At 33.3% G+C, this 26925-nt stretch carries 19 protein-coding genes; 11 read left to right on the top strand and 8 right to left on the bottom strand.

Features of this window, described 5'->3' with window-relative positions:
• The first annotated feature begins 55 nt into the window (after window positions 1-55).
• From EM932_RS11400 to EM932_RS11355, 10 genes are all read left to right on the top strand, one after another.
• Window positions 56-2056, top strand: coding sequence for a TonB-dependent receptor plug domain-containing protein (locus EM932_RS11400; protein ID WP_135877316.1), 2001 nt, complete (start codon window positions 56-58; stop codon window positions 2054-2056).
• Window positions 2057-2200: 144 nt separating this feature from the next.
• On the top strand, window positions 2201-3649 hold the full coding sequence (gene nirK, locus EM932_RS11395; protein ID WP_135877315.1) for a copper-containing nitrite reductase: 1449 nt from the start codon (window positions 2201-2203) through the stop codon (window positions 3647-3649).
• Between the two features lie 59 nt (window positions 3650-3708).
• Complete coding sequence (locus EM932_RS11390; RefSeq protein WP_246041033.1) at window positions 3709-4434, top strand: formylglycine-generating enzyme family protein; 726 nt, start codon at window positions 3709-3711, stop codon at window positions 4432-4434.
• Window positions 4431-5150, top strand: coding sequence for an SCO family protein (locus tag EM932_RS11385; RefSeq protein ID WP_246041031.1), 720 nt, complete (start codon window positions 4431-4433; stop codon window positions 5148-5150). The genes EM932_RS11390 and EM932_RS11385 overlap by 4 nt, the downstream gene beginning before the upstream one ends.
• Before the next feature lie 5 nt (window positions 5151-5155).
• On the top strand, window positions 5156-5590 hold the full coding sequence (locus EM932_RS11380; RefSeq protein ID WP_135877314.1) for a c-type cytochrome: 435 nt from the start codon (window positions 5156-5158) through the stop codon (window positions 5588-5590).
• Window positions 5591-5608: 18 nt separating this feature from the next.
• A complete protein-coding gene (locus tag EM932_RS11375; protein WP_135877313.1) occupies window positions 5609-6949 on the top strand; it encodes a cbb3-type cytochrome c oxidase subunit I in 1341 nt (446 codons plus the stop codon).
• Window positions 6950-7216: 267 nt separating this feature from the next.
• Window positions 7217-7990 carry a CbbQ/NirQ/NorQ/GpvN family protein gene (locus EM932_RS11370; RefSeq protein ID WP_135877312.1) on the top strand — a complete coding sequence of 258 codons (774 nt, stop codon included), beginning with the start codon at window positions 7217-7219 and terminating at the stop codon, window positions 7988-7990.
• Between the two features lie 94 nt (window positions 7991-8084).
• Window positions 8085-9860 carry a nitric oxide reductase activation protein NorD gene (locus tag EM932_RS11365; RefSeq protein ID WP_135877311.1) on the top strand — a complete coding sequence of 592 codons (1776 nt, stop codon included), beginning with the start codon at window positions 8085-8087 and terminating at the stop codon, window positions 9858-9860.
• A 39-nt stretch (window positions 9861-9899) separates the two neighbouring features.
• Window positions 9900-10481 (top strand): cytochrome c oxidase subunit 3, encoded by a 582-nt coding sequence (locus EM932_RS11360; protein ID WP_135877310.1) that lies wholly within the window; start codon window positions 9900-9902, stop codon window positions 10479-10481.
• 1 nt (window position 10482) lies between these two features.
• Window positions 10483-10722 (top strand): cytochrome C oxidase subunit IV family protein, encoded by a 240-nt coding sequence (locus EM932_RS11355; RefSeq protein WP_135877309.1) that lies wholly within the window; start codon window positions 10483-10485, stop codon window positions 10720-10722.
• A 298-nt stretch (window positions 10723-11020) separates the two neighbouring features.
• Here EM932_RS11355 and EM932_RS11350 read toward each other — a convergent pair whose 3' ends face one another.
• Window positions 11021-12451: a DUF5689 domain-containing protein gene (locus EM932_RS11350; RefSeq protein WP_135877308.1), complete on the bottom strand. Its 1431-nt coding sequence runs from the start codon at window positions 12449-12451 to the stop codon at window positions 11021-11023.
• A 6-nt stretch (window positions 12452-12457) separates the two neighbouring features.
• Complete coding sequence (locus EM932_RS11345) at window positions 12458-15304, bottom strand: TonB-dependent receptor (protein ID WP_317129369.1); 2847 nt, start codon at window positions 15302-15304, stop codon at window positions 12458-12460.
• Window positions 15305-15411: 107 nt separating this feature from the next.
• On the opposite strand from EM932_RS11345, the gene EM932_RS11340 reads away from it, so the two are divergent.
• On the top strand, window positions 15412-16464 hold the full coding sequence (locus EM932_RS11340) for an endonuclease/exonuclease/phosphatase family protein (protein WP_135877307.1): 1053 nt from the start codon (window positions 15412-15414) through the stop codon (window positions 16462-16464).
• A 316-nt stretch (window positions 16465-16780) separates the two neighbouring features.
• Here the strand turns inward: EM932_RS11340 and EM932_RS11335 are convergent, their stop codons facing one another.
• The 6 genes from EM932_RS11335 to EM932_RS11310 form a co-directional block, all read right to left on the bottom strand.
• Window positions 16781-17218 (bottom strand): hypothetical protein, encoded by a 438-nt coding sequence (locus EM932_RS11335; protein ID WP_135877306.1) that lies wholly within the window; start codon window positions 17216-17218, stop codon window positions 16781-16783.
• A 102-nt stretch (window positions 17219-17320) separates the two neighbouring features.
• A complete protein-coding gene (locus EM932_RS11330) occupies window positions 17321-20011 on the bottom strand; it encodes a TonB-dependent receptor (protein WP_246041030.1) in 2691 nt (896 codons plus the stop codon).
• 348 nt (window positions 20012-20359) lie between these two features.
• Window positions 20360-22933, bottom strand: coding sequence for a TonB-dependent receptor (locus EM932_RS11325; RefSeq protein ID WP_135877305.1), 2574 nt, complete (start codon window positions 22931-22933; stop codon window positions 20360-20362).
• A gap of 170 nt (window positions 22934-23103) precedes the next feature.
• Window positions 23104-24723 (bottom strand): glucose-6-phosphate isomerase, encoded by a 1620-nt coding sequence (gene pgi / locus EM932_RS11320; protein ID WP_135877304.1) that lies wholly within the window; start codon window positions 24721-24723, stop codon window positions 23104-23106.
• Window positions 24723-26045 carry a peptidoglycan DD-metalloendopeptidase family protein gene (locus EM932_RS11315; RefSeq protein ID WP_135877303.1) on the bottom strand — a complete coding sequence of 441 codons (1323 nt, stop codon included), beginning with the start codon at window positions 26043-26045 and terminating at the stop codon, window positions 24723-24725. Before EM932_RS11315 ends, pgi begins: the two co-directional genes overlap by 1 nt.
• On the bottom strand, window positions 26003-26920 hold the full coding sequence (locus EM932_RS11310) for a tryptophan 2,3-dioxygenase family protein (RefSeq protein WP_135877302.1): 918 nt from the start codon (window positions 26918-26920) through the stop codon (window positions 26003-26005). The genes EM932_RS11315 and EM932_RS11310 overlap by 43 nt, the downstream gene beginning before the upstream one ends.
• Between the last annotated feature and the right edge of the window lie 5 nt (window positions 26921-26925).

Below are 26925 nucleotides of genomic sequence, written 5' to 3'. Positions count from 1 at the left end.
ACATTTTTTAAACGCTTCTTCATTAAAACACCTTCAACTTGATAATACGTCTATCATGAAAAAATTCTTTACAATAAGTATTTACTTCTTTTGTAGTCATCTCCTTTTTTCTCAGGAAAGTCCTTTAGAGATAAAAAAAGATACGACCATACTACAAGAAACCATTGTCATTGCACAGCACAAACTAAGTAATTATCGTCAAGAAAAAACCTTATCGAGTATTGACGCCTATTTAGAAAAAGCTAATAAAGTTACCATGATAAAACGAGGTAATTATGCTTGGGAACCTTCTTTAAATAACATGACTAGTGATCGGTTGAATGTCACCATAGATGGGATGCAGATTTTTGGAGCATGTACCGATAAAATGGATCCCGTTACATCATATGTAGATGTCTCAAATTTGGAACAAGTTAGTATCAATTCCGGACAAGAAGGTTCCGAAAACGGCCATTGTGTTGGGGGTGGTATTGATTTGCAAATTGCACCCTCTAAATTCTATAATTCTGGTTTAAAAACTAGTGCTGATTTGGGTTACGAAACCAATAGTAATTATAAAATTGCTGGCTTAGATATTGAATACTCAGGTAATAAATTTTATCTAAATACAGATGCCATATTTCGTAAATCGGATAACTATGATGCTGGTAACAAAAAAGAAGTGCTATATTCTCAATTTCAGAAGTATAATATTTCTCTTCAGGGAGGTTATCGTCTAGCCAACAATCATACACTAGAAGCCAATATTATATATGATAAAGCTACAGACGTTGGCTACCCAGCTTTACCAATGGATGTGTCTTTAGTTGAAGCTTTAATAACATCTGCAACACATAGATATAAAAACGATTTAACTATCATAAAATTATTAGAATCTAAACTATACTTCAACACCATAACACATATTATGGATGATAGTAAGCGCCCCGATGTACCCATTAGAATGGATATGCCAGGATGGAGTGATACCTATGGATTTTACAGTAAAGCGACTTTAAAAGAAAAGAAGCATAACATACTCGTCAACTTAAATGGGTTTTATAATAGGTCGTTAGCAGAAATGACCATGTTCCCAAACGATCCAAACCAACTAGATATGTTTATGTACACTTGGCCAGATATTAGAACACTTTACACAGGATTATACGTAAATGATAATATCGTTTTAAACCGCAAAGAATCTATTACTACAGCACTAAGGCTTGGGTTCCATCAAAATAAAATTGCAAAAAAAGAAGGCGTAGAAAGTTTACAAATTTTTCATCCGAATGTAAGTGACTCTAAAAACCGTTTTCTACTAAGCTTTTCTGGAGAATATAAAATTAAAAAAAATGCGTTTGATGCCGCTCTAGGTCTTGGTTATGGAGAAAGGGCACCTTCCGTAAGTGAAGGTTATGGATTTTTCTTATTCAATAGTTTCGATAATTATGATTATATAGGAAACCCTAATTTAAAAAACGAAAAGGCTTTAGAATTCAATACCAAAGTCAACTTTAAACTCAATACATTAAAATTTAGTGTCACATCATCTTTTTTTCATATATCAAATTATATTATTGGAGAAATCGATGACACCGCAAGCTCCATGACCATTGGTGCCAACGGCGTAAGATTATATGAAGCTTTAGACCATGCTTCAATTTTTGATGTTTACCTTAATACAAACTATAATTTCTCAAAGAAAGTTTCATTTAATAGTTCTATTGGTTACAATTATGGTATGGGGAGTAATAAGGAAAACTTACCCTTAATTCGACCACTTTCATATTTGGCTGAAATAAATTACAACACTAAAAAATTCAATGCAGCTTTGCAACTGGAAGGTAACGGAAATCAAAGTAAATACAGTAGTTTTTATGGTGAAGATGAAACATCTGCTTATGCTATTTTAAATCTTAATATGGGCAATATATTCCATTTAAAAAACAGCAAATTAGTTTTTAAATATGGTATAGAAAATATCTTGGATGCCAATTATTCAACCTACGCAGATTGGAATAACATTTCAAGGCAAGGCAGAAACTTTTACCTGAATGCCTCTTATATAATGTTTTAGAAGATCATTTTCTACCCTACAACGAAAATTAACTGACAAATGTCATATTTTTTCAAAAGGTTAAAAAGTATTTTTGGGTAACCATAAAAAAGACAAAAATGTCTTTTTTATAAAAACTAAATAATAATACTAAAACCTAAAAGTATGAAACCAACCTCCTCCTCGTATGCTATGCTGGTAGCGTTAATATTACTGGTAACCTCATGCATTAACAATGAAAAAAAAACATACGATAATGCCGCGGACATTCCTGTAAGTAGAGAGATGATTGCAGAGTTAACGTCTCCACCAAATGTGCCTACACCGGTAGGTCTACGTAAAGCAAAAAAGTTAATCGTAAATATGGAAATCCTTGAAAAAGAAAGTACGATGACTGATGGTACCACCTATAACTACTGGACTTTTGGGGGGTCTGTTCCTGGTAGTTTTATTAGAACCCGTGTTGGTGATGAAGTGGAATTTACGTTATCTAATCATCCAGATAATAAATTGCCTCATAATATCGATTTACATGCCGTAACCGGACCTGGAGGTGGAGCTACGTCTTCATTTGTGGCTCCTGGACATGAGAAAAAATTCAATTTTAAAACCTTAAACCCTGGCTTATATGTATATCACTGTGCAACAGCACCAGTAGGCATGCATATTGCAAATGGCATGTACGGACTCATTTTAGTTGAGCCAGCAGGAGGCTTACCACAAGTTGATAAAGAATACTACATCATGCAAGGTGATTTTTATACTAAAGGCGAAAATGGCGAACCAGGATTACAAGCTTTTGACATGCAAAAAGCGGTTGATGAAGATGCCGATTACGTGGTTTTTAATGGTAAGGTGGGGGCACTTACAGGAGACAATGCTATAACTGCAAATGTTGGAGAAACAGTTCGTTTGTATGTTGGTAATGGTGGCCCGAATTTAGTATCATCATTCCATGTTATTGGTGAAATTTTCGATAAAGTTATGGTTGAAGGCGGATCTTCAATCAACAAGCATGTACAAACAACCTTAGTGCCTGCAGGTGGTGCTGCCATCGTAGAATTTAGAGTGGATGTTCCTGGTACTTTCATTCTAGTAGATCACTCAATTTTTAGAGCCTTTAATAAAGGCGCTTTGGGAATGCTTAAAGTAGAAGGAGAAGAGAATAAAAAGATATACTCTGGCGTAGTGCAAGAAGGTATTTATCATCCAGAAGGGGGTACCATTCAAGAAATGCCAGATGATGACTCTAAAAAAGTGGCTCCTAAAGAGAATAAAACTTTAGCTGAAAAAATGGAATCTGGAAAGAAAATATACATGCAGACATGTTTCGCTTGTCACCAAGCAGAAGGACAAGGGATTCCAAATGCCTTCCCGCCTTTAGCAAAATCAGATTACTTAAATGCCGATGTAAATCGTGCAATTAGTATTGTTCTTAAAGGAAAAACAGGAGAAATTACTGTAAACGGACAAAAATACAATAGTGTTATGACGAGACAAGCCATAAGCAACGATGAAATTGCAGATGTTTTAACCTATGTATATAACTCTTGGGGTAATAATAAAACGAACGTTACAAAATCACAAGTCGACCAAATTAAAAGTGGTCACTAATAAATAAAGATGTCATGTATACCTTTAGACTGACCATTATATTCCTGGCCTTTTTCATTATGAATTTGGCATACGGTCAGTCTAAAATGGTATTAATCAAAGGAGATACTTATATACCGCTTTACGGGAGAGATTCACTAAAAGTGACTATTTCAGATTTCGAAATGGATGTTTATCCTGTAACAAATAGTCAATTTTTAGACTTTGTTGAGAAATACCCTAAATGGCAACGATCTAAAGTAAAAAGGTTATTCGCTGATGAAAACTATTTAATGGAGTGGAAATCTGATACCAAATTATCTGAAACACAATCTTTAAACGCACCTATTACAAGTGTATCATGGTTTGCAGCGAAAGATTATTGTGAGTGTCTAGGCAAGCGATTACCAACTGTAGATGAATGGGAATATGTAGCCATGGCTAATAAAGAATTGCCAGACGCCAGAACTTTAAAGAGCTACAACAAATATATTTTAGAGTGGTATGAAACCCCAAAAACATTTAACAATAATGCAGGTTCGACATTTAAAAATTATTGGAATGTGTATGATTTACATGGTCTTGTTTGGGAATGGACTTTCGATTTTAACTCTGTTTTAGTTTCAGGAGAATCGAGAAAAGATGTAGATAATGACAGTAATCTATTTTGTGGTAGTGCAGCAGTAGGCGCTACAGATCTAATGAATTATGCGGCATTTATGCGCTACGCAATCCGCGGGAGTGTTAAAGCAAAGTATGCTATGAAAAATTTAGGTTTTAGATGTGTAAAGAACATAAATAAATGAGACATTTTAAGTTAACAATACTATACTTTGTTGCCATACTATCTTTCGCTTCATGTAAGCAAGAACCATCAAATAAAGCAAATGATTTGGCAGTTTATAAATGCCCTATGGCATGTGAAGGCGAGAAAACATACAACGCTTTTAATAGTTGTTCTATTTGTAAAATGGATTTAAAAGTTATCGAGCAAACTTCAAAAGTAATTGTTAATAATGCCATTTCCGATGAATCTATTTTCAATTTAACCACAACCTGGAATACGGAAGAGGATGAGGCCATTCAGCTTGAAGATTTAAAAGGAAAAACATTGGTGTTAGTCATGATTTACACTACCTGTAAAGCAGCATGCCCCAGGTTAGTAGCCGATATGCGTAATATTGAAAAACAAATTCCAGAAAATCAATTAAAAGACCTTCAATTTGTTTTAGTAAGTATCGATCCGGAAACAGACACACCAGAACGCTTAAAATCCTTTGCCATAGAAAATCATATGGACAGGCTACACTGGACTTTTTTACAAGGTACAGAAAGTAGTGTTCGAGAATTTGCAAATGTTTTAGCTGTAAAGTATAAGCAAATTTCACCCATGGATTTTTCACATTCAAACATTATAAGCGTCTTTAATTCTGGAGGAGAATTAATGCACCAACAAGAAGGATTGGGTGTAGACAATAAAGAAACAGTAAAAACAATCATAGAACTCACTAATAAAAACTAAATAACATGTTATCAAAAAAACAAGCACGTGCCTTTTTCCTTGGCGGAACTGTAGTTACTTTTTTAATATTTATTGGCTTAACTATTTACTCTTTTAGTAAATCGCAAGACCAGTCGAACGATGAAAATATTACAGAAGCCGTTGTAAGAGGGAAAAAACTCTGGGAAAAAAACAACTGTATGGGATGCCATACCATTCTGGGAGAAGGAGCCTATTATGCTCCAGAATTAACGAAAGTTATAGAACGACGGGGAGAAGGCTATATTAAAGCCGTATTAACAACCCCAGTAGATTGGGCTCCAAATGGAAGAAAAATGGTGGCTTATGGATTTACTGGCGAAGAAGCGGTCGATTTAATCGCCTTTTTCGATTGGATTGGCGATATAGATTTAAACGGATTCGACACCGTTGTTTCTCCACTAGCCAAAGATGATAACTAAACCAAAAAAATAGAACAAATGAAATATAAATCACAAAAAGTAGCATATTGGTTTTTTGCACTTTCCATGTTATTATTTAGTCTCCAAATTATATATGGCTTTATAATGGGCTTTGCGCATGCAGGATTTGATGGATTGCACAGCTTTATTCCTTTTAATACAGCAAGAGCGGTACACACAAATTTATTGGTCGTTTGGTTGTTATCAGGTTTTATGGGAGCAGCCTATTATATCATTCCCGAAGAAGCACAACGCGAATTGGTAAGTGTTAAGCTAGCCTATGTACAATTAATTAGCCTCGCCGTTGTTGGCGTTGTCGCTATAGTTGGTTATCACTTCAATATTTGGGAAGGGCGTAAATTTCTTGAAATACCAAGAGGCTTAGATTATTTAGTGGTGGTTAATGTACTCCTGTTTTTAGGTCTCATATTAGCAACACTATTTAAAGGAAAACGTAAAACTACCACAGCATTAGTACTCTCTATGGGATTACTTTTCGCCGCTTTACTATATCTACCTGGGATGCTGCCATTTGATAGTCAAGTAAAAGATTCCTTTTTTAGATGGTGGGTGGTTCACCTTTGGGTAGAAGGTGTTTGGGAACTTATAATGGGTGGTATTTTATCATTCTTATTAATTAAACTAACTGGCGTAGATAGAGAAGTTATCGAAAAGTGGTTATACGTTATTGTTGGTTTAACTTTCTTATCTGGAGTATTAGGAACAGGGCATCACTACTACTATATAGGCGTAAATAAAATTTGGTTAATCGTTGGTGGTATCTTCTCAGCTTTAGAGCCTTTAGCATTTTTAGCTATGGCATTATTCGCTGTTAATATGTACCGAAAAGGAGAGAAAAAACACCCTAACAACTTAGCTTTATATTGGACTCTTGGTGCTGCCATCGTATCATTTATCGGAGCCGGATTATTAGGGTTCGCGCACACATTGCCACAAACAAACCTATACACTCATGGTACATTAGTGACCGCCATGCACGGACATCTTGCCTTTTGGGGTGCTTACGCCATGATTGTATTGGCAATTATAAGTTATAGTTTACCAAATATGACTGGAAGAAAACTGTACGAAAGTACCAGAGGTAGAATGGCATTTTGGATGTCAAATATTGGTATGATAGGTATGACGGTTGCTTTCGGTGTTGCCGGAGTCGTTCAAGTATATTTAGAACGTAAACTCAAAATGGAATTTATGGAAGTTCAAAAAGAGATTGAGATCCATTTTGTGGTATTAATCATTTGCGCAACGCTATTTCTAACAGGAATCGCACTATATATCATAGATTTTATAAAACACGGAAAACCTACTGATGAAGCATTAGTAGCAACCGTAGATTAAATATTGATTATAGCACGAAAAACCAGAGTTAGACTTTTTATAAAACAAAACGACAGCTCTGGTTTTATCATACCATTTCTATTTTGAGATTACCGTAAAATAAAATAGCCTACCCCGTTACAGAACGGGGGTGGTTTTTTTCTTTATTTGAAAATAGAAAACTAAAGCATAGCCTTAGGTTTTTTTTATGTTGAAAAAGAAAGGAGAAAAGGGCGTTTTATTACGTTAATTTTAATGTAGAAATAGTATTAACTAAAAACACTAAAAATGAGCACACCGTATTACCATGCTATTGGGAAAGAAGTTTCTGTTTTCGAACAAGCTTACAAATGTGAATTACCTGTTTTATTAAAAGGTCCAACAGGTACGGGAAAGTCACGATTTATTGAGTATATGGCTCATAAAATGGAAACAAAACTGATCACCGTTTCATGTCATGAGGAAACCTCTTCTACAGATTTAATTGGTCGATTTATTATTAAAGGAGCCGAAACCATTTGGCTGGACGGACCATTAACGACGGCAATTAAAGAAGGCTCCATTTTATATTTAGATGAAATTGCTGAAGCGCGACCAGATGTTATCGTAGCCATTCACTCTCTAACAGATCATAGACGTGAATTGTTTATAGATAAATTAGGGAAGACCATAAAAGCACATAAAGATTTTATGTTAGTAGCTTCTTTTAATCCTGGGTATCAACGAGGATTTAAGGAGTTAAAACCCTCTACAAGACAGCGTTTTGTTGCGACATCTTTTGCATATCCCGAACCAAAAATTGAAGCACAAATTTTAGTTTCAGAAACCAATGTTGAACTAGATATTGCCAAAAAGCTAGTTAACATAGCCACAAAAATTAGAAACCTCACAGAACTAGGATTAACTGAAACCGTTTCTACACGATTATTAGTAGATGCTGCAAAATTAATTCATTCTGGGCTTCCAAAACGTCTAGCGGTTCATGTGTCGGTCATAGAACCTTTAACGGATGATTTAGAAGTGATACAAGCGCTTAAAGATTTAGGAGATTTAATGATATGAAAAAGTCTTCAGTATTCAGTCGCAGTGTTCAGTGCTCACTGTATACTGCGACTGGATACTGATCACTGATTACTGAGACTGAAAACTAAAAAGAATGTTTGAATTCGAACCAGACGAATATATTTTTACCAAGTTTGCCTTCTTCTTTAAAAAACGCAAAAAGAAAAAGGAAGCAGAACTTGAACATGCCATAAATTTAAGTGATTTAAAATCACGACTCACCATATTCGCTCGTGCTATTACAGGAGAATCCATTGAGATTTTTGATGCAGAACGTGAAGGTGGCTATAGAAATAATAATTTCTTTTTACCTACAAAATTCTATGATTTTGAAACCGAAGAAGAAAACTTATCATTTTATCTATTTAGGGTACTATATCTATCCGTTCAAAAAAATTTGGATTTAAATTGGAATGATATCCAGGAACATGACCTCATAGAATCACGGCAAAAAGCTCAAGACACCTCAAACAAAGTATTACAAGAGCTGTTTACTCAATTTCCAATAACCCAAAGTTATTATCAAAAATTCAAAACGTTTTATAAAAGTAAGGTCACAACAAAACAACCTGAAGATTATTCTTTTATATATGGGAAATGGATGCAGAATTCGTCTAATGACGATTCCAGAGAACAACTTAAAAACTTTACAGACAAAGTAAAAGAAGCCAATAAAGAGCAACCACAAACCATCATTAAATCTAAAGCTGTTGAGGAAATTATTTCAGTTCAAATAGATCAAAAACAGATGGAAGATGCAGTCTTACAACATCAATTTGAAAAAGTAGAAACGGCTGAAGAATTTGGGGGTAATTTTAGAGATTTTGATGGCGATGACGATTTAGACGACCACTCTAATGCATTGGATGAAGTAAACATGAAATTTACCGTTCGTGTAGACGATACAGCACATTCAGTATATCAGGCAGATTTTATTGAAAACACAACGGTTTCTGAAAGTGCAGAAAGCAAAAGCAACAATTATTATTTAGAATATGACGAATGGGATTATTCTAAACGAACTTACAAAGACAATTTCTGTAAAGTATACCCAAAAACACAATTAGAATCAGATGTTATATATTATAAAAAAACACTCAATGATAATCGTTCAACCTTAGTTGGATTACGTAAAATGCTCACTACAGTAAATAATAAATATCAGCAACAGCGTAGGCAAACACAAGGAGAGGAGTTCGATATTGATGCTATTACCGACTTATTTGTAGATGTACATTCCAGACACACGCCTTCTGAGAAAATCTATTTATCAAAACGAAAAAAAGAAAAAGATTTATCCATTTTATTACTGCTGGACATTAGTTTATCAAGTGATGGTTATGCAGCAGGTAATCGCGTAATAGATGTAGAAAAGCAGGTATCTATTTTATTTGGCGAAATTTTAGACGAGTTTAATATTGACTTTTCCATAGACTGCTTTTATTCGAAAACTCGAAATCATTCCACCTATTTAAGTATTAAAGGATTTGATGATAATTGGAATACTGCCAAATATAGAGTGGGTGCCATAGAACCTAGCGGTTACACCCGTATTGGTGCTGCATTACGCCATTCTGGTGCCTTATTAGATAAACGAGACACCAAGAATAAGTGGATGATTTTAATATCAGACGGAAAACCAAACGATTATGATAAATACGAAGGCAAATATGGTATTAATGATGTAAAACAAGCTTTGCGCGAACTCAATGAGCGACAAATAAATTCGTATGCACTCGCTATTGAAGCACAAGCCAAATATTATTTACCTCAAATGTTTGGGCAAAATCACTATCAAATCCTCACAACCCCAGTAGAACTTTTACAATCATTAGTAAAACTATACGAACGAATAAAACATCAATCATGACATTAAAAACGTTAAGAATCTAGATTTAATTAAAAACTTATGCAAACACAAGAAATAAACCATAAAAACATCTACTATCCACCAGGAGGTATTCTCATCTGGATTATTATTTTTTTAGAACTCATCACTTTTGGTGCAGGGTTAATAGCTATGGTTTATTATAGTAATCAAGAACCAGAATTATTCCATAATTCAAGCCTGAAATTAAATACAACCTACGGTATGGTTAATACCATGTTGCTATTAACCAGTGGGTTTTTTATGGCTATTTCTGTAACTGAATTAAAAAAAGGTAATAAAGAAAGATTTAAAAAACTATTAGTATTTACAATGCTTTTCGGGTGTTTATTTTTATACTTGAAAGGCATTGAATATCATGAAAAACTCAATGAAGGTATTAGTATTGGATACAACACATTTTTCTCTTTTTATTGGATGCTTACCCTATTCCATGTTATTCATGTTATTGTAGGGCTGATTATTTTGACTTCAGTTTATTTTGGAGTAAAAAAAGAAAATTCAAATACCAGCATGGAAGATGTCGAAGCTAGTGCTGCCTTTTGGCATATGTGCGATTTAATCTGGATTATACTATTCCCTATCATTTATTTACTTTTTTAATATGCACAAAACAGCAACAATAACATGGATTGTTTTATTAGTGCTCACCTTAGCTTCTGCTCTATTTTCTAAATTAGAAAGTAAATATATTATACTCGTAATTTTAATATTAGCAGCACTAAAATTTCTGGGAATAGCCTTTCAATTCATGGAAATGAAAAAAGCACATGTTTTTTGGAAGACACTAATTATTGGATTTTTAGCACTCTTTGTTATCATTCTTTTAATAATAGTCAAATAATTAATAGGAATAGTGTCATTCAGAAGGAGGGACGACTGATAAATCTGTATATATGAAAGTATATTAGCCATGTACTTTTCAATGCTGCTATTTTGAGATTCTTCGCTACGCTCTCAATAACACTCTTCCTAAACAAAAGAGAACTACCATTCAGAAAGGAGGAACGACTGAAGAATCAAAACTGTTTATTTCACCAATAAGTATATATATGTAATCGTTATGCAAGTCTTTAGTTTTCATTTATTGTATAGCTAGTGAGATTCTTCGGAACATTTCTTTTAAATAATTTGCTTCCTGCCTAAGGCAAGTAATCAATACTAACATCATCCAATTCATAAACCCCATCAAAGATTTCCTGCCCACTCCCTGTATATTTAAAAGCAATATGCATGGTTCCGGAAACACAAGACAAATCGATATTTCCGGAATTAAACCAAGACACAAAAGAATCGGTATCTTTTACAATATAAGCTGCGGATAGTACACCCCAATTAGAAGAGCTTATAGTTTCTTCGGTACCATCCCAATCTAAAGAATACAATACTTCTAAATAACTACTATCTGCCAAACTATTAGAGGTTTTAAAACGTAAGGTCTCACCTTCTTGCGTATCCATGTTGATAGCGGGTGTTATTAACCACCCAATATTACTATCATCACCAGAACTTGCAGATTTAAATCTCGCAGACCTTCCTAAAGAAGCATTCGTTGATGTAGATGAATAGGCTTCCCAACCTTCGTTACCGGTTTCTATATAATTAGTCCAACCATTACCTGTTATTAGTTTATTATTTTTTTGCGATTCGAAATCTTCATAAAACAAGTTCATAACCCCTGATACTTGTGCCAATCCGCAACCTAATTCCATGGGATCACAACGTTCGTCTGAATTAAAAGTAATATCAGACGAACTATTTACTATCAACACATAAAAATTGTCTCTATAATCTCTACTAAACACTCCTTTAAGACTTCCTTTGTTCTGAGGTACTGGCAAGGATTTAAAATCTGAAAAAGTGCTTGTTTGCAATAAAATAGAGGCGCCTGATTCGCAGCTTTCTAAAATTCTTAAACCATCGAATGCATCTGTAGATTCACCTGCATAAGTTAACGCCAGATCAAACCTGTTAACCTGCATATTTTCTAGCTGAATTAAAGTATTTTCATCGGCTTCTGTTAAATGAATTAATGAACTTATTTTTGGTGTAATTGTAGCAATTTCCGAAGTTCTTAAAACAATATTTCGATACTCAAAATCCTGAATTTGTTCTATTGTAGCATCTTCACCCCGACCAATTGTTAAAACACCATTAGACTCACCAATAGTTAAGCCTTTAAGCTTTACATATACTTTCCTTCCAAACTCATAGGTATCAGATAAGCTCCCTACATTAATTTCTAACTTAAGACCAAGTCTTGGGTCATTATCTGAGTTATCTGCATCTATTTTATTTTGAATGATAAGTTCTTTAAAAAAATTCCCTGCCTGATCACTTGAAATAACATAGCCTTCAATATATAAGTCTTCTTCTATAACAGCTATAAGGTTACCATTATTTACTGCTTGATCGTACCTTTCATAAACGGCTTTAAACGTTGTTAATTGGTTTGTTGGAATTACTATATTTTCTGCATCATTTGGACTTGGAATACTATAGTCTTCATCTACACAAGAGAAAAATAGTATAACGATACTTAAAATTAAAAGTCTATTTATATAGTTCATCATATCTTTTTAAAAATTAACGTAAACATTTAGAAAATATGTAGCACCTCTTCCATACCAATATTTAGATCCAAAAATGGGTCTATTCAAAGCTTGGTCGTCTCTTAGTTGCCTGTAATTTGCATTTCTTCCTTGTTCAAAACCTCCAGTTTTGAAAACTTCATCTAAAACATTATTGATGCTTGCAAAAAAACCAATATAATACTGATTGACACGCCACGATTTACCTCCTACAAGATTTACTAGCATATAATCATCAAAGGTTTCTTGCTTAAGTAATGCTTTAGCAACCTCTTCATCATAATCAATAAATGGTAGACCATCAACATCTGTAAAAAAATTATCGGTTCTGGTTAATGGACTAATGTCAACATACATTTTATCAAAAAAATTAGCCGTAGTACCAAACCACCAATACTTTGGGTCGCGATATTCAAACCCAATAGAGTAAGCCCGATGTGGACCAACTGCTAATTTGTAACCTTTAAGTTTTGAGGTTCCTAAATAAACATTTTCAAACCTATCTGAAGAAAGATATAAATCCGGGTTATTAGCATAAGTGTATTGTCCTAAAGCTGTAACGCCTTTTAATTTAATAGTTGGAGTTATTTGGGCTTCAATACCTAATTCTGCTCCTATATGGTTTTTATTTATGCCTTGTAGGATCTCCTGAATAAACTCGTCATCATCATTGCCAGATTGTTGTGTACCAGATTCGGCAATGACATTTCCTATACCATCGGCAAAGAAAAATGAGATATCATTAGCATCGTTAAGTTTTGTATAAAACCCAGTAAGTTTTGCTTTAAGGATAGACGATCTGAAAATATAACTGGCATCTAAAGACATTATTTTCTCTTCAGAAATATTCGGAACAATATTGTGATTTGCTCTGGCATTAGAATAGCTATTGCGAATAGAAGGCGCTTTTATAATATAACCCGCATTTATATCTACAATATGTTTGCCTGTAATTTTATATGTGCTGCCTGCTTTAACTCCTAATCCTGCAAAAGATATTGCTTCGCCTTTACCAAAGGAATTATTCTGAAATGTTTCGTGTTTAAACAAGCCTTCTCTTTGATATCGTGTATTAGTTATATTTCCTGATACAAAAAAATCTAATGTATTGTATGTAAACTGTGCTCGTGCAAAACCGGAGAGGATATTGGCTAATATATTGTAATTATAACCGTAAATGCCTCCAACACCTACAATGGTATTCGGATTATTTAAATCGAATTGAACGCCATCAAAACTATCCACATTTAAAAAGCCGGAACCGCCAAGAAGATCTAGAACTTGAGCATAATTTTTAGATTCCAGCTTTTTATAGTTTATAGATACATTCAGTAAAATATGTTCGCTTAATTCGCTACTTAAAACAGTATTTACAGTTAATTGCTTATCATCTACTCGGTCTTCGTATAACATATACGCCGAATTTCTTCCTTGAGATGTATTAATCAAATTTGCATCGTGCATCTGTTGCCAATTAATCTGTCCGTTATTTAAAAACTCTTGCTGTGCACCATAAGCAAACTCTAAATCGTTTGGGAAGTTCCTTTCAAAATAACTTGGAAGTTTTTGATAATAAGTTGGGCTCGGGTTTCTACCACCGCTTTCAAAAACTATAGTACCATCAGTATTCACAATTCTATTAGCTCCTCCATATGACAAACGACTATTTCCTAGCGTTCCAAACTGATAGCCAATATTAGTGTTTAACTTTGTTTTGCTGTTTATAGTCCAATAATGATTTAACATAATAATAGGCTCTTTAACTTCCTTTATACGAGAATTCCGTTTTTCTCCCACTTGCCAGCCCCAATATTCATTATATTTTATACCCTTTAAATCATAAACTTCCTGAGTGTTTGGCGACGACTTTCCTCTTCTGTTAGGCGCATAAATACCCGTAAAACTTAAACTATGTTTCTCATTAATTACTTTTTCTATAGAAGTAAAAATTGAATTAGAGTTATACAATGTAGCATCCTGATATCCTTCATTTCCCCAACGTCTTCCTAAAGATAGTGTGTAAGCCCATCTATTTTTTAATAATCCTGAACTATAAGTAACTAACAACCTACTTGTATAACTTCTATTAGATGATGAATATGTGACACGTTTTCCTGAGCGCATTAATGATGCTCTGGTATTTATATTTGTGCTTCCTAAAAGCCCTCCAAAATTATACTTAGAAGGTGTTAAGCCTATACTAAATTCCTGATGACGCATCACATCATTTAGACCGCCCCAATTGCTCCATTGTGGACGTCCGTTATAGATTTTGTTCATTTCAATACCGTTCATCATAACGGATCCCTGATCGGAGTCTAAACCCCTTAGTTTAAAAAAAGAGGCACTAAACTCAAAAGCCACTGTACGTTGAAAAATATCTGGAGAAGATTGTAATAATCCCGAAATATTATCCAAACCACTGGTATCATCATCAAGTTCGTCATCAGATAAACTAATTGTAAACAATTCTTGAGACAATGAGTTATCTATTTCTAAAGTCATATCGGAAATGTTTACTGTTTCATTTTCATAAACGATTATGGGATATCTTTTCCTTAAGTATCCTACTTTAGATATACTTAAAACTTGTTCTCCCAAAGGGACATTTACAGAGAATTCAAATTCACCTAAAGCATCTGTTTGTGTTTGTTGGTTGGTTTCTTCTATGGTGATAGTAGCGCTCTCAATAGGCTGGTATGAAATCAACTCTTTTACGCTTCCTTTTATGAGGGTTTGTTGAGAGAATACGGAGAGCGTTGAAAATAATAAAAGAGAAACAGCAACTACTTTTTTTAATACAATCAGGTTTCTTTCTATTAAAAGTATATTCACTCTAATGGTAGTATTTAATTTGTTTGCGAATATATATTATTTGTAAGAAATAACATATTTTTGTTTAAAGAAATTATCTACTTTTATTTAAACTAATTACTGTTTGTATGAAATATTTAAATCTGTTGGTAATCGCATTATTTACTCTGTCCATTGGAAACATACATGCACAAGAAAAAAAGTTATATAAAATCCACACGGTTGCTTTTTACAATTTGGAGAACTTATTCGATACTATTAATGATCCAGGCAAGTTGGATGAGTTTAGCCCCATGATGGAATTAAAAACAAATCGAAGCATCGTGTATAAAAAGAAGGTTACAAATATGGCTCGGGTTATTGCTGATATTGGATATAAAGTAACACTTAATAAACCTGCTATTATTGGAGTATCTGAAATTGAAAACCGAGAGGTGTTGGAAGATCTTGTTAGCCATTCTTTACTAAGGGATACCGATTATGGTATTGTGCATTTTGATTCTCCAGATGCCAGAGGTATTGACGTTGGTTTATTGTATCAGAAAAAGTTATTTATTCCAGTGTATACCAGTAAACACACACTGAAAATTTATGATGATGCTAACAAGAAGCGAATTTATACGAGAGATCAATTATTGGTTAGCGGAGAATTAGAAGGTGAAATGATTCATATTATTGTTAATCATTGGCCATCTCGTCGTGGGGGTGAAGCCAGAAGTAGGCCTAAACGTATTGCTGCTGCCAAATTGAATAAATATTTAATTGACTCACTTCAGGTAATAAACCCTTATGCAAAAGTTTTTATTATGGGTGATTTAAATGATGATCCTACAAACACGAGCATTAAAAACATACTAAAAGCTAAAAAAGATAAGAAAAAAGTAGGCTTAAAAGGTCTCTATAACCCTTTTGAAAAATTTTATAGAAATGGATTAGGCACAACAGCATATAGAGATACCTGGAGTTTATTTGATCAGATTATAATTACTAAACCATTACTTAAAAAAGATTATTCTTCTTTTAGGTTTTATAAGGCTGGTATTTTTAATGAAAGTTACTTATTTCATAAAGATGGTCGCTACAAAGGATACCCTCTTAGAAGTTTTTCTAATGGACGTTTCACAAATGGTTATAGTGATCACCTTCCTGCTTATGTATTTGTTATTAGAAAAGTGAGGTGATTATTTACCTTATAGTACATTAAAAACAGTTGAGATATTAGAAATGGATGTCATTCCCAACTCAAAATGCAAAATTATAACCTTAGGTCATGTCGAATGAGGAACGATTGAGACATCACATTATAATACCTAAAAACAACAAGAGTTTTTTATTTGATTGATGTGGTTTCTCAAAAGTTTATCTTGAGCACTTCGACTCCTCTCAGTATAAACTAAAGTCGAAAGGCTCATTCTTCACTCCGCCGTAATAACAATCAGCTAATAATTAGATCACTAAAACAAAAAAGCGATACCCGTGGGTATCGCTTTTTTGTTTTTAACCTATCCAAGAACTCCAAGGTATTCGGGACAAGAATAACACTAATGCTATAGTATAAAAAACTGCTATTGTTTTTAATTTAGCTTTAGATGTTAACTTCTTTTTATGCTTAGAATAACCTATAGTTATTAAGGCTACTGCTACTATATTTACAAAAGGGTGTTCTACAAGATACAATCTTGCTAAAGAATTACCCATGACGCCTCCTCCAAGCTCACTCCATAACTCAAATCTAGGAGACACAAAATACAATACTAATCCTATTAATAATTGTATATGCGATACGATTAAAGTAAATAGTGATTTTCTAAAATCTTTGGCTTCATATTCTTTATCTCCAAATGTTTTTATTAAAGCGTTTGCAGTGGCTATAATCAATACTAAAAGTACTAAATATGCCCAATAAGAATGCAGCATTTTCACAATATCATACATGTATCAAAATATTTAAATTTATTACAGCAAATGTAATAATTAAAAAGCATAAAAAAACCGCTTCAAATTGAAGCGGTTTAAAATTATATTATTTTGTTCGGCTTAGAAGTTGTAGCGTAGGCTCATATTCCAGGTTCTTCCGAGTCCAAAATATCCTCGGTTTGAAATATTTATTCCCTTATATGTTTCATCTCCAGGTTCAACTACATTGGCAGTTGAAAGATCCGACAAATAAACTTCATCAAATACATTGTTCATATTAAATCTAATATTTAAAGATTTGTCTTTTTCTTTCCCTAGTAACATTTTGTATGAGACTCCTGCATCAACTAAATCATAAGAAGGTAATTTTAAATTTTCCTTTATCCCTCCAACATTAGCATATAAATTATCATACGTCCTCCAATCTGCATCTATTGAAAACGATTTACAAACCTTATAATCAAAACCTAATCCAGCAGTAAATTGAGCTGCATCTCCTACTTTACCACCATCTATGTCTTCTGTTTCTGTACTTAGTATATTTTGATCTTCATCTGATACTGTTGTAAATGTTTCACCATCATAAACCCAATCTCCTATAGAAGTAAATCCTTTAACTTTTAATTGAGGGGTTAAGTAAGCAGCAAAATCAACCTCAACACCTGTATGTATTTGATCTAAACCTTCTTGTTGTGTATAGGTAACAATATTATTCTCGAAATCTGATGTGGTTCCAACTCTATCTGTCCAAGCCGTTCTGTACAAGTTTACGTTAGTTAAGAAATATTGACTTTTAAAACTATAACCTGCTTCCAAACCAAAAATAGTTTCATTTTGAGTTAGTGGGTTTAATTGATTTGTAAAGTTTAAGTATATAGTATCATGGAATGGCTGACGTGAATAATACCCTGTATTAAAAAACACATTATGCTGATCATTAATAACATAGTTTACACCGGCTTTTACATTAAATCCAAAATTATCCACTTTTTCAGAATCTACACCGTCAGTAATCGCAGATGGTAAAGAAGTTCCCGTCCATTGTGGAGAGGTACCATTTAATAATGTTTCATCTGCATATTGGTAGTGATCAAACCTTTGATGCCATTGGTTTGAAGCTGCCCCTTGAAAAAAGGTAGAAAACTTATCTCCTGTATATTCAATTTGACCAAAGACACCACCATATGAAATTCTTTCATCATTACTATATGCAATTTTATCTTCTTCTTTAAAATCATGAAATAATACAGCCCATGGATTTGCAGATAAATCTTCGGTAGTAATAACATTTTTATACGTTCCAAAAGTCCCGTAAGGTTGATGACTATCATTCTGGTCTCTTAAACGGATGTTTTCTTGCCATGACGTTAATCCGTGAAAATTTTCTACAATTCTAAAATGCTCACCATAATACGTTCTTAAATCAACTCCAACATTTAATGTAACACGTTCTCCCAATTTCGTTTCTAAATTAGAAACCATACCATACCAGCTATGCAAATTCATAGAAGATCTTGTTATATAACCCCCTCCGGCAGCAAAATAGCCCCCAGCGCCATCTGCAACACTATTATTAAATGCATGAATAGCATCATAATCAATTCTTTTTCCTTCTGCTGTTCTGATTCTGTTTCCTCGGTCTCCAGTTGCTCCTCCACGCCCCCAAGATGCATACAATACTGTAGATAAATTAGTATTATCATTAATATTGAAATCCCAGTTTAAGTTAGCAACCGGTTTATGATAAAAGTTCCTTCTTTCGGTTTGGTATTGCCCTCTGTAAGTCCCCCAGTTATTATTATACTTTCTACCATGTTCTAAATAATCTGAAATACTTTTAGTGAAGTTTTGATCATGATATTGAGGTGCTCCCGTTAATAAAAAGTTGAAATTATGTGTTTTGTTTGGAGTATACCCAACAGATAGAAAATAAGTTTCTCCTGCCGCAAAGTTACCTTCATTATAGCCATCACCTTGCCAATGCGATAGCATAAAGCTCGCTCCCCATCCTTTTTCATTCTTTCCAGTACTATATTGTGCTGTATTTTTTATATAATTATCATTCGCTATTCCTGCATAAACATATCCGCCTTCTTTTTTGTCTGTCGTTTTTGTAACAAAGTTAGTTGTACCTCCAACCGATGAAATTGCTAATTTTGAAGCTCCTAGACCTCTTTGTATTTGAATGGCACTGGCAATATCATTAATACCAGACCAGTTAGACCAATACATTTTACCATCTTCCATACCATTAATTGGTTGTCCATTTAATAGGTATCCAACGTTTGTTTGATCAAACCCACGAATATTAATTCTGGAATCGCCAAAACCTCCAGATTGTCCAGCTACATAGACAGAAGGGGTGTTTACAAGTGTCATAGTAACATCTTGAGTTCCGATTTTATTTTGAATTTCTCTGGCTTTAATTGTTGAAACTGCAACTGGTGTATTTCTACCCTCTGCCAAATCAATAACACCTGTACCTACTATTACTATTTCGTCAAGAGAGTTATCGGGAGTTATTACTATGTTCCCTAAATCTGTATCTCCGTTAAATGATAATATTATGGTACTATATCCCACATAAGAAATAGCAATTTCTCCAGAGCTTGCCTTTGTAGTTAATGTAAAATTACCGTTATAATCTGTTGAAACACCATTAGTCGTTCCTTTTTCAACAACATTAGTACCAGGTAAAGGTGAATTAAATTCGGCATCTATTACTACACCTTTAATAGTACTTTGCGCCATTGTAACTGTAGTAAAAAAGAATGCTACAGTTAATAATAAAAAACGAGTCATTTTCTTCATAATTTTAAAGATTAATTAATTGAATTAGTCTTGTAAAATTATGCCTGAAGTAAGTCTTATGGCTTATGTAAATGTTAAGTATTTTAACATTTATAATCCTAAAAAATAGTTTTCATGATTATGAATATCGGATTCTATCAATATAAAAAAACAACATTTAATAGCTTTTTATAAAAAATATAGGAAATAATTAATAATAATCTCAACAAACTAATCAAGATCATCAAAAAAGCAAATGTTAATTCGTTATAAAATTACAGTTGTCAATTCGTTAAGTAGGCTAAATAACACAAAAAAACCATTTCTTATGAGAAACGGCTTTTTTAATAGTTTTAATTTTTTATTGAATTAGAAATTGTAACGCATGCTAAAATTCCACGTTCTTCCATAACCAAATCTGACTCCATTTTCAATATTAACCCCTTTCCATGCTATATCTCCTACATCTACATGTTCATTATCTCTGGCATTTTCAATGTATACCTCATCAAAAATATTATTTACATTAACACGAAATTGTAGTGAGTTTTGATCATTTTTTCCTACCAACCATTTATATGAAACACCAGTATCTACCGTATCATATGATGGTAATTTAATAGTCCCTCTGTTATTAACTGTCGAAAATTCATCGCCTCCAAAATCAGCATCACCATATAAATTATCATATTGATTCCAGTTAGCTCCTATTTTTAAATGTGGACAAATTTCATAATCAGCACTAATCCCTGCAGTAAACTGGGCGGCTTGCCCTATCTTTGCTCCGTCAATATAACTAGTATCTCCATTTGACACTAAAGCTCCTGTATCATCAGTTGTTCTAGTGGTAATATCTCCAACATATTCCCAGTTACCAACAGATACAAACCCATTTATATTTAAGCCATTTGTAGGTTGTGTAAATAATTCTAATTCCACTCCCATATGCACCTGTTTTAAAGGACTTGTTTGCGTAAATTCATCATCAAGACCATCGTTATCTGTATCATCAGAACTATAATCAATCCTATCATCCCAAGTTGTATGATACACATTAAAATTAGCGGATATAATATCGCTAAGAAACTTATATCCAGCTTCAAGACCTGTAATCTTCTGATTTCCTTTAACTAAAGGATTCAACTGATTTGAATTTCTATCATCAACAAATAAATCACTGTGAAATGGCTGACGTGAATAAAAACCAACATTAGCAAAAACAACATTGCTTTCATTAAGGTTATAAGCAGCACCTGCTTTTACATTGAAACCAGTATTATTTACTTTACCAGATTCTTCAGACTGTCCAGCTACCTGAACTTCTTTAAACTCTGTTCTTAAATGAGATTGAGTTGAAGCTGATCCCTGGAAAAATGCAGAAAACTGGTCATTAGAATATTCTAATTGACCAAATACCCCCAAATAATTAATGTTTTCTTCATAATCATAACCAAAACGTTGTGAATGATCATCATTAGGGTTAAACGTAATATTCCATGGGTTTATACCTCCAAAAGTATCTGTCAATACATTTACATTACTATTACTATTATTAAATCCTTCTACTGAACTTACAGACAAAAACTCGTTCACACTTCTAAAATGAATCCCGTTATATAAACGTACATCAGCACCAACATTAAGGCTTAATTTTTCACTTAATTGTGTGTTGAAATTTGATACTAACCCGTACCAATTATGATTATTGTTAGAACCTCTTGCATAAGTTGGAACTCTAGGGGTACCGCTGGTTCTTGTTGATGCAAAGGCTCCTCTTCCTGCCGAAGCATATAATACTGAGGATAATGAAGAGTTTTCACTAATAGTTAAATCCCAGCTCAAATTAGCCACAGGTTTATGGTAAATATTTCTACCTCTTGGATATTTTCCGCTTTGTAATAAGTTTGGACTGTCTACATTAGAATATGCATTATTATATCTTCTACCATTAGCTAATATCTCATCTAAATCAAAAAAACCCGATGTTGCATGCCATTGAGGCGCACCAGTTATCATGAAATTAAAAATATTATTTTCATTTGGTTTATAGCCCAAAGAAATAAAATAGGTTTGCCCTTGTCCATCTGTATCATCGACATACCCATCTCCTTGCCAGTGACCTAATAATGTAGAAAATGCCCAACCGTTTTCCATTAAACCAGTTGAATAAGACACTGTTGTTTTAGTATAGTTATCATTAGCAATCATCTGCTGTAGAAAACCACCTTCTCTTTTGTCAATAGTTTTAGTTACAATATTAACAGTTCCACCTACGGACGAAATGGCTAGCTTTGAAGACCCTAATCCTCTTTGCACTTGAACTGCCTGAGCAACATCTAATACACCTGACCAGTTGGACCAAAACATTCTTCCATCTTCTGGGCTATTAATAGGCTGTCCATTAAGCATGAATGCCGTATTAGTTTGGTCAAATCCTCTTAAAAATAATTGCCCCTCACCAAAACCACCACCTTGTACAGATTGTACAGAAGGCGTAGATTTTAATACTTCAGGTAAGTCTGAATTTCCTGTTTTTTCTCTAATTTTATTAGCTTTAAGGGTAGAAACCGCTATAGGTGTTTTTCTACCTTCAGCTAAATCGATTACACCAGATCCAATAATCAAAATCTCACTTAAAGAATTATCTGGAGTTAATTCAATGTTCCCTAAGTTTGTATCACCATTAAATGATATAGTTACCGGTCCATATCCTACATAAGAGATCACAATGTCTCCAGAAGATGCTTGTGTAGTTAAAGTAAAATTACCATCAAAATCTGAGGAAATACCGTTAGAAGTTCCTTTTTCAACAATATTCGCACCAGGAAGCGGGGAATTGAGTTCGGCATCTATTACAGTCCCTGTAACAGTGTTTTGAGCTATGATAACCGTAGAAAATAAGAACGCTACAGTCGTCAAGAAAAAATGAATAGTTTTTTTCATGATTTAAAAAGAATTAATTATTTGAAAATTAGTCAGTGCAAAAATACGGATAATTAAAACACATCTATGGCGCATGTATTAATTTTCTTAACATTTATAGCAAAAGAAAAGGCACTGATATTAAAATATCAATGCCTTTTCCTTAATTACATTAAGAATTTTGTACTCTTTTATGCCAAACTCTTATAATAAATCAATAAGTTACTAGTAGAAGAATCATGTTCGCTATTACCACTATTACTAAATTCCTGCAAAATTTTGCTAGCTAATTGCTTCCCTAATTCTACTCCAAATTGGTCATAACTAAAAATATTCCAAACGATGCCTTGTACAAATATTTTATGCTCGTACATAGCTATAAGTTTCCCTAAACTTTCGGGCGTCAATTTATTTATAAAAATAGTATTGGTTGGTTTATTTCCTTTAAAAACTTTAAAAGGAATAATATCAGATTTAGTCCCTTCTGCAATGACCTCTTGCTCTGTTTTACCATTTAACAACGCTTCCGTTTGTGCTAAAAAGTTAGAGATAAGCTTATCTTGATGATCTTGATTACCGTGTAAAGATTTTGTAAAACCAATAAAATCTGCCGGAATTAATTTAGTTCCCTGATGTATTAATTGAAAAAATGCATGTTGCGAATTCGTTCCTGGTTCTCCCCAAATTAAAGTACCTGTTTCATAATCTATAGGATTTCCATTTCTATCTACACTTTTACCATTACTCTCCATAATGCCTTGCTGCAAATATGTAGCAAATTGGTTTAAGTATTGAGAATAAGGTATAACCGCTTCGCTTTCTGCCTTGAAAAAATTATTATACCAGACACTTATTAAAGCTAATACAACTGGTATATTAGTTTTAAAATCTTCGGTTTTAAAGTGCTCATCCATTTTGTTAGCACCATTAAGTAAGCTTTCAAAGTTGTTATACCCAACAGCTAAACTTATGGTTAAACCAACAGCACTCCATAATGAAAAACGACCACCAACCCAATCCCACATTGGGAAAACATTATTTTCGTTTATCCCAAAGGACTTTACACTTTGAATATTAGTAGATACTGCCACAAAATGTTCTGCAATAGCATCTTCACTAGCCGATTTTAAAAACCATTCCTTAATGGTATTTGCATTAGATAGTGTTTCTTGTGTGGTAAATGTTTTTGAAACAACTACAAAGAGTGTCGTTTCTGGATTTAGTTTTTTAATAACTTCATTTACATGATCGCCATCTACGTTGCTTACAAAATGAGTCGTTAAGTGATTTTTGTAATATTGTAAAGAATCCACTACCATAGCTGGTCCTAAATCTGATCCTCCAATACCAATATTTACAATATCTGTAAATACCTTTCCTGTAAAACCTTTTCTGTCACCATTTACAACTTCATTAGTAAACTGTTCTATTTTTTGTTTTACCTGCGATACTTCTGGTATCACATTAACACCATCTACACGACACTCTGAAGTTTTTGGAGCGCGTAATGCCGTATGTAAAACAGCTCTTCCTTCTGTTTGATTTATTATTTCTCCAGAAAATTGACTTTTAATAGCGTCTTTTAATTTAACCTCATCGGCTAATTCTAACAAATAATTAAAAGTCTCTTCTGTTATTCTATTCTTTGAAAAATCTACGTAAAAGTCGTCCCATTTAATGGTTAACTTATTTGCTCGCTCGTTGTCTTGAGCAAATAAATCTTTCATATGAACATCTTTTACGGTTTTATAATGCTCTTGTAATCGTTTCCACGATTCTGTTGTCGTAGGGTTTATATTTGGTAATGCCATTAATCTTTAAATGAAATTAGATTATTTTTATTTTCTAACGTTTTCTCTAAAACTTCATCTCTAAAAGGAATTGTATCTAACTGTACTTTTATAGGAGCTATAAAGTCTAAATATTTAACTTTTAAGGAATCTGATATTGGTTTTGCTTCTGGTAATTTTTGTTTAAATGGGTCTACTTGCCTTCCGTTTTTCCAAAAACGATAGCAAACATGAGGGCCTCCTGTATTTCCTGTCATACCAACCCAACCAATAACATCACCTTGTTTAACAAACTGTCCAACTTTTGCATTTCGCCTGCTCATGTGAAGGTATTGGGTTTCGTAAGTGGCATTATGTCTTATTTTTACATAATTCCCATTACCACCACGTCTTCTAGATTCAGTAACTGTTCCATTGGCAGTAGCCATAATTGGGGTACCTATAGCAGCGGCAAAATCAGTACCTTTATGTGGACGTACTCTGTACCCATAAACCGCTATTCTTCTTTTTAAATTATATCTGGAAGAAATACGCTTAAATTTTACGGGGGCTTTTAAAAAGGCGCGTCGTAAATTTTTTGCTTCTTCATTAAAATAATCAATAATACCTTTTACTGAATCTGTTTCAAACTCAAAAGCATAAAAGGGTTCTTTGTTATGTTCAAAAAAGGCTGCTTTTATATTATGAACTCCTGTATAAATAGTATCGTCAATATATTTATCCGTATAAATCACTTTAAATCTATCTCCTTTTTGAAGGCGTCTAAAATCTATGGTCCATGCATAAATTTCATCAGCCATTTTATATGCTAACCTTGGGCTTAGCCCTTGCTCTTCTAATGTTTCTGAAATATTGTTTGTAATGACCCCCGTAGCAGTTTTTTCAACATACTTAATCGGTTTTCTACTGTTATAAGCATAAATTGAATCCTGAAAATTAATAACCACGTATTCTTCTGGGTTTGGCTGGTAAATAAAACATTTTGGTATTTCTAATGTATCTTTAGAACATAATAATGTATACGGTTTTCCAACTTGAAGGCGTCTTATATCGAAGGAATCTTTGGCTTTTTCTGCTATGTGAAATATTTTGGGATAACCTAATTTATTACGTTCTAAAATGACTCCAAAAGTATCTCCTCTTTTAATGGTGTCTCGCTTAACAACATAGTCGTTTAGGTTAAAACCAAATTCATAAATATCTTCAGGAACTTCTTCTACTATTGCTAATTCTTCTTCTAAAAAAACAGGTTTAGGATCCTCTTTGCATGCAATAAAAGATATTGTTAATATTAATAGTATTAAATATCTGTTCCCCACTCTTGTATTTCTTTTTCTGACCATAATTCTGGAAAAAATATTCTTTTTTGATATTTTGGATGCATATACTTTACCCATTCGCTTCCTCCTGTAGCTTCTGCTGTTTCGCCACCTATATTTAAATAATGATTTGCTGTATTATAATGTGCTATGACCCATTTTATGTTTACTGTATAATCATAATGACGCATCGCTTTTATTAATTTTTTATCTTTTCTAGCTTTTTTTGGTAGTCCCTTAAACTTTGACCACAAATTATTACCATAATAAAACTTAGTAAACCTAATAAACTCCTCTTTATATTTTTCTTCAAATACTGTTAATAGATAGCTTTTTTCACCTGTTTTATAATCTTTCCCTGCTGCTTGCCAATACAAGTGTTCGAAAGCATTTTCATAAGACGAATTTCTATCTATAGTATCCCTGAATCTTTTATCTATAAGATTTATAAGTTCAGTAGACGCAAATTCAATTTTCCTGTATTGCGCACTTTGAAAACCGCTGGCAGGTGTTAAAGTTGTTCTGAATTTATTATATTGATCGACATCCATACCATCCTTCATAATACTAAAAGAGGAGGTAAGCATATCAAAATAACGACTGATACGCATTAATTTTGAAGTAAACATAGTGGTATCTACCTCACTGCTGTTTGCTACCTGATCTATCTCACCAAGTATCATTTTAAATAGAAGCTCATTAATTTGATGGTACATTATAAACACCATCTCATCTGGAAAAACAGTACGTTGTATTTGAAGATTTAGTAAAGCATCTGTTTGAATATAATCCCAATAATTAATGGGTTTACTATGAAGCAACCCTTCTAAATAAGTCTCATAATCCTGGTCTATTGCCTCGTATTTCTCTTTTAGTTGGTTGGTTATTTTTGAATTCAAAATCT

This window comes from Flavivirga rizhaonensis, from assembly GCF_004791695.1.
In the GTDB taxonomy this organism is placed as follows: domain Bacteria; phylum Bacteroidota; class Bacteroidia; order Flavobacteriales; family Flavobacteriaceae; genus Flavivirga; species Flavivirga rizhaonensis.
This window is presented reverse-complemented; position numbering and strand designations above follow the sequence as displayed.

Coding starts and splice junctions, on each gene's coding strand:
- EM932_RS11340 (WP_135877307.1), top strand. CDS start 15,412: ATGAAATATTTAAATCTGTTGGTAATCGCATTATTTACTCTGTCCATT.
- EM932_RS11315 (WP_135877303.1), bottom strand. CDS start 26,045: ATGGTCAGAAAAAGAAATACAAGAGTGGGGAACAGATATTTAATACTA.
- EM932_RS11385 (WP_246041031.1), top strand. CDS start 4,431: ATGAGACATTTTAAGTTAACAATACTATACTTTGTTGCCATACTATCT.
- EM932_RS11325 (WP_135877305.1), bottom strand. CDS start 22,933: ATGAAAAAAACTATTCATTTTTTCTTGACGACTGTAGCGTTCTTATTT.
- EM932_RS11365 (WP_135877311.1), top strand. CDS start 8,085: ATGTTTGAATTCGAACCAGACGAATATATTTTTACCAAGTTTGCCTTC.
- EM932_RS11330 (WP_246041030.1), bottom strand. CDS start 20,011: ATGAAGAAAATGACTCGTTTTTTATTATTAACTGTAGCATTCTTTTTT.
- EM932_RS11370 (WP_135877312.1), top strand. CDS start 7,217: ATGAGCACACCGTATTACCATGCTATTGGGAAAGAAGTTTCTGTTTTC.
- pgi (WP_135877304.1), bottom strand. CDS start 24,723: ATGGCATTACCAAATATAAACCCTACGACAACAGAATCGTGGAAACGA.
- EM932_RS11355 (WP_135877309.1), top strand. CDS start 10,483: ATGCACAAAACAGCAACAATAACATGGATTGTTTTATTAGTGCTCACC.
- EM932_RS11390 (WP_246041033.1), top strand. CDS start 3,709: ATGAATTTGGCATACGGTCAGTCTAAAATGGTATTAATCAAAGGAGAT.
- nirK (WP_135877315.1), top strand. CDS start 2,201: ATGAAACCAACCTCCTCCTCGTATGCTATGCTGGTAGCGTTAATATTA.
- EM932_RS11400 (WP_135877316.1), top strand. CDS start 56: ATGAAAAAATTCTTTACAATAAGTATTTACTTCTTTTGTAGTCATCTC.
- EM932_RS11380 (WP_135877314.1), top strand. CDS start 5,156: ATGTTATCAAAAAAACAAGCACGTGCCTTTTTCCTTGGCGGAACTGTA.
- EM932_RS11350 (WP_135877308.1), bottom strand. CDS start 12,451: ATGATGAACTATATAAATAGACTTTTAATTTTAAGTATCGTTATACTA.
- EM932_RS11335 (WP_135877306.1), bottom strand. CDS start 17,218: ATGTATGATATTGTGAAAATGCTGCATTCTTATTGGGCATATTTAGTA.
- EM932_RS11360 (WP_135877310.1), top strand. CDS start 9,900: ATGCAAACACAAGAAATAAACCATAAAAACATCTACTATCCACCAGGA.
- EM932_RS11375 (WP_135877313.1), top strand. CDS start 5,609: ATGAAATATAAATCACAAAAAGTAGCATATTGGTTTTTTGCACTTTCC.